The organism is Hymenobacter terricola (genome assembly GCF_017921975.2).
In the GTDB taxonomy this organism is placed as follows: domain Bacteria; phylum Bacteroidota; class Bacteroidia; order Cytophagales; family Hymenobacteraceae; genus Hymenobacter; species Hymenobacter terricola.
The window spans coordinates 1-4,685 of the sequence record NZ_JAGEMO020000167.1 but is presented as its reverse complement, the minus strand read 5'-3'; the positions used below and the strand labels follow the sequence as shown (position 1 = coordinate 4,685).

3 protein-coding genes are annotated in these 4,685 nt (G+C 62.8%); 1 reads left to right on the top strand and 2 read right to left on the bottom strand.

Annotated features, from left to right (window positions below):
• A partial coding sequence (locus tag J4G38_RS28020) for a fibronectin type III domain-containing protein (RefSeq protein ID WP_226164098.1) occupies window positions 1–3,223 on the bottom strand: 3,223 nt, incomplete at its 3' end.
• Window positions 3,224–3,467: 244 nt separating this feature from the next.
• On the opposite strand from J4G38_RS28020, the gene J4G38_RS28015 reads away from it, so the two are divergent.
• Window positions 3,468–3,677, top strand: a complete 210-nt coding sequence (locus tag J4G38_RS28015) for a recombinase family protein (protein ID WP_210522191.1) — start codon at window positions 3,468–3,470, stop codon at window positions 3,675–3,677.
• Between the two features lie 461 nt (window positions 3,678–4,138).
• Here J4G38_RS28015 and J4G38_RS28010 read toward each other — a convergent pair.
• The coding region (locus J4G38_RS28010) for a T9SS type A sorting domain-containing protein (RefSeq protein WP_226164096.1) at window positions 4,139–4,685 on the bottom strand (547 nt) is incomplete at its 5' end.

Below are 4,685 nucleotides of genomic sequence, written 5' to 3'. Positions count from 1 at the left end.
TGGCGCCGGCGCACACCTGCTGGACGTAGAACCCGTAGGCGGTGTCGGGCGTCAGGCCGGTCAGGGTCGTGCTGTTCGTGCCGATGCCCGTCACGACGGTGCCCCCGGCGGGCGGGACAAAGCCGGCCAACCCGTAGATAACGGAGAACGTGCTGCCGCCGGCCGCCGGGGCCAACCAACTCAGCGCCGCCGAGGTGTTCGTAAGTGTGCCTGCAGCCAGGCCCGTCGGGGCAGCGCAGTTCGGAATCGACGTGGCGCAAATCGTGAAGTTGCCCGGTGTGCTGTTAAAGCTGTCGTAGTCGCTCACCCGCACGTAGTAGCTCGTGGCGGGCGTCAGGCCGGTCAGGTCCAGGAAAGCAGCGGCCCGGTTGGTGCCGGTGCCCGCGCAGTCCAGGTACGTGAGCGGGCCTGCGCAGGCCGAACCTGAGTACACCACCACGAGGCTGGCCGCAAAGCCCGTCACCGAGATGCGTACCTGCGTGCTGGTCGGCCCCGTGGCGGCGGTGGTGAACTTAAACCACACGTCGAGCGGGGCCATGTTGGAGCCACAAGTCAAGCCCGGACTGCTCGGGTCGTACACGGTGCTGGGCGTGGTGGTAGCGCCTACTGTGGTAGTGGCCAGTGGCATGCAGGTGTTGTTAATGGTCAGCGTCGTAGCACCGCAGGGCTCGTCGTTTACAATCTGGGTGGTGAAATCGGCCGCACCGGCCGTGCCCGAGCTGGTGCCTGTGGCGCAGTTGAGCGTCACGTAGAACTGGTACGTGGTGCCCGGCGCGAGGCCCGTGATGTTCAGCGGCGGGGCGGTGAGGCCCGAAACGGTGGTGCCGCCGGTGGTTGGGTTAAAGCCCGTGGGGCCGTACACCACGGTGTAGGTACCGGTGCCGGCGGTCAGCCACGAGAGGGCCGCCGTGGTCGTCGTCGTAGCCGCGTGCAGGTTGGCCGGCGTTAAGCAGCCGCTAGCCGCTTCGAGTACGATGTTATCCAGGCCGATGTCGGTGGTGCCGAAGTCGGTGGTGCCGCGGAAGCGGATAACGGCCGTAGCCGAAGTGCTGGTTATGGGCAGTACCTCCGTTACGAACCCCGTGACGGCTGTGCTGCTTACATTGTAGGTGGCCAGACGGGTGAAGCTCACCCCGCCGTCGGTAGAAAGCTGCACCTGCAGCGAGTCGTCGCCGCTGGTATTGACGTAGTCAAAGCTCAGCCGCTTGGCGCCGGCCGCGCTCAGGTCCACAAACAGGTCGAGCGCGCCGCTGTCGTTCAAGGATTGGCCGGTGTGAAGCCGGGCCGAGTGCGTGCCTTGGCTGCCGGTAGGATAATACGCCCATATATTAGGGAAGCTCCACACGGCGCTGTTGCCGTCGTCGTCGCGGCGCCAGGAGGCGTTGCCGGTGGCGGGCATGTTGCGCCAGTGGTTTGTGGGCACTTCGTGGGTATCACACCGGCTGAGCCAGGTGTTTTCGAAGCTTTCCCTCACCGGCAGCGTGGCGTAGGTGGGCAGTACGCAGGCCGTAGTGAAGGCGAACGGGCCAGCAAGGCTGGAGCTGGCGCCGGCCCCGCAGTTCTGGCGGATGTAGAAATGGTAGCTGGTGCTGGGTGCCAGGCCCGTCATTGTGTAAGGCGGGGCCGTCAGGGCCGCAACCGTGGTGTAAGCATTGGTTGCCGAGCTGGGCTGGGCCGGGTCGAAACCCACCCCACCGTAAAGGAGGGAATAGTTACCCGTGCCGGCGAGCAGCCAGTGGACCACGGCCGAGGTGGCTGTCACGGAGCTCACGCCCAGGTTGGCCGGGGCCAGGCAAGCAGTAGTCGCTCCGAGAACGACGTTGTCGAGCCCAATGTCAGTGCTGTCATTATCGGATTGGCCACGGAAGCGAATCAGGGCGGTTGCCGAGGTGCTGGTAATGGGCAACACCTGGCTGCTGAACCCGCTGCCGTTGCCGCTGAGCCCGTAGCCGTTCAGGCGGATGAAGCTGGCTCCGCCGTCGGTGGAAAGCTGTACCACAAGCGAATCGGTGCCGGTGGAGTTGACGTAGTCAAAGCTCAGGCGCTTGGTGCCGGCCGCGCTAAGGTTCACAAACAAGTCAAGCGTGCCGATGTCGCCGCCCCCGCTGGGGGAGTAGTAGCTGGAGCTGTGGAAGCGGGCGGAATGCCCGCCCTGGCTGCTCGCCGGCACGTAGCTGCCATACGCAGGGAAGTTCCACGCGGCGCTGGTGCCGTCGTCGTCGCGGCGCCATGCCCCGTTACCCGTGACGGGCGTAGTATGCCAGGAAGCCGAGGGGGCATCGCGCGTATCGCAGATGCCCACCCAGGTATTGTCAAACCCCTCGGCCAGAGGCAGCGTGGCGTAAACCACCGGGACGCAGGCAGTGCGGAAGGAGACAGGACCAGCGGGCTGGCTGGTTTGTCCCGGACCACAGGACTTGGTCACATAGAAGTCATAAACGGTGTTAGCGGTCAGGCCAGTGAGCGTGACCAGGGCGGTGGCCGAACTCACCTGGGTACCGCCTGGGCCAGCTGGGCTGAATCCACTCGGGCCGTACTCAATGAGGTAGCTGCTGGCAGTCCCGTTGCTGTTACCGAAAGTTAGCGTAGCGCCCGTGGTGGTAATATTCGCTGCCGTGAGGGAAGTGGGTGGCGCACAGGCGGGAACGGGGCCAATCGTGACCGTGTAGTCTTCGGTTTCGCCAGACCCGAAGCTTGTGCAGGCGCTATAGCCATTATTGGCCCGGCCGTCCACCGTCCGAGAGCGCACCCGCATGCGGGTCAGGCCGAGCCGGGCCGTGTCGGGTACCGTCACGCTCACGCTGGAGGGCACCCCGGGTGTCGACCCCGCGTCGACCCGCGTCCACTCATTGGGGTCGAATGTGCCGCTTTGGTCCCAGTCAAACCACACGGAGATGGAACCAGCCTCGGGCGTCATTACGCTCACCCGGTAGGATAGGCTGCGCTCCAGAGTGCCCGTAGTGCTGCCCGCCGCCGGATAGAGTGTGTAGCCGCTGCCGTTGGAAATATTGCAGGTGGTATTCGGGTTATTTAGGGTGGTGCCGGCAATGGCCACCAAGTTAATGTTGGAATTGCCCGGGCCACAAAAAGCGCCCAGATTGCTGACGCAGTAGCCGGTAGGCTGTGCCACCGCCGCCGTGGCGCAAATCAGTAGCCCAAATAGCACCAGCCACCCGCGCCGCTGAAGGGCGTGGGGAAACCTTGAAAAGAGAAAGTGTTGCATAGAAAGCGGGAAAAGGGTGAATAAGGGTGAGAAAAGGGGGAGAGGACACCGAGCGGTGGGTGGACCATCTCGATTTGGGTAGCGAGAAGTACATATAAATATTGAAGGACCGGTAAGCTCGACCTTATATTGGGTATTTTTTTTCATGTCATGAAAAAAGGGATTGTCCTTCTTGGAATAGCCTCTGTTTTTGTGAAAAAATAATGGTAGTGGTTTCTCTGATACAGCCCGGCAGCTTTGCGCCATGCGAACTGCCGTCCTCTTCGTGCGCGTCACCAAAAAGGAACAGCACTACCAGCGGCAGGTGGAAGACCTGGGCGCCGTGGCCCAGAGCCAAGCCGTGCAGGTTGTGGCCGAGATTTCAGAGCAGATGAGTGGGGGCCGCCGGAATGCAGGACCGGGCGGGGATTCAGCAGTTGTTGGAGTTGAGCCGGCAAGGAGCCATTCAGAATGAACAAAGTCTCGCGCCTGGGTCGCTCCACGTTAGAGGTCATACAAATAGTGGAGGAACGGACCCAGCTGAGCATTAGCACCAACGTTCAAAACTCTGGTATAAAACCTTAAGTATGGCAAACACAATCCCGTCGCCCAATTCATGTTTACGCTGCAGGTCGAATCTGTGCCTCTCGATGAAAAACTGCCTGGCCAGACTACTGCGCCAGCCGAGCCGGAACGCGTCAGCTTAATGTGCCGAGTCGGAGGTTTTACCCTATTTGTTTAACAACACCCTATTCTGCATTGGCATCATAAACTCCCGGACTAATGCCAGGTGCCTGATGGCAAAGGGCGCTGCTACAGTGGGATTGCAAACCGTTCTTGCATAGCTTGTTAGCAGCACGAAAGCGAAGATTGGCCATATTGCCTTCAGCAAAAAAGAGCCGGCGATTGCCGGCTCTTTTTAAAACGAATGAGAACCTATTCCAGCACGACTTTGCGGGTGAGCACCTGCCCGGCCCCCGTGATGCGCAGGGTGTAGAGGCCGGCGGCCAGGGAGCGGGTGTTCAGCGTCTGCTCCGCGGCGCCGGTCAGGCCTTGGGTGAGCACGACCTGGCCCAGGGCGTTCAGCAGCGCGGCCCGGCCGTTGCCGGCCAAGGTGCCGAGGTGCAGCGTGAGCTGGCCCGTGTTGCTCGGGTTTGGGTACACGAGCAAGTCCTTCGCGTCGGCCAGCGCCCGGCCGCTGGTCGCCACCAGGCTGGTGCCGGCAATGGTAAAGGCGCCCGTCGCGTCGGAGCTGCCGTAGCCGCTCACGGCCACGTAGTAGCGCTGGCCCGCCGCGAGCCCGTTGACCGCAACGGGTCCGGAAATGGCCGTGTTGTTGCCGCCCGAGCTCGCGCAGAACACCTGGGCGAACGGCCCCGCCGAGCAGTCCGGACTGGTAAAGACGCGCAGCATGCCGGCCGGGCCGCCCGTCACCGTGAAGGTCGTCGACGGGCCGGTGGGGGTGAAAGCAAACCAGACGTCC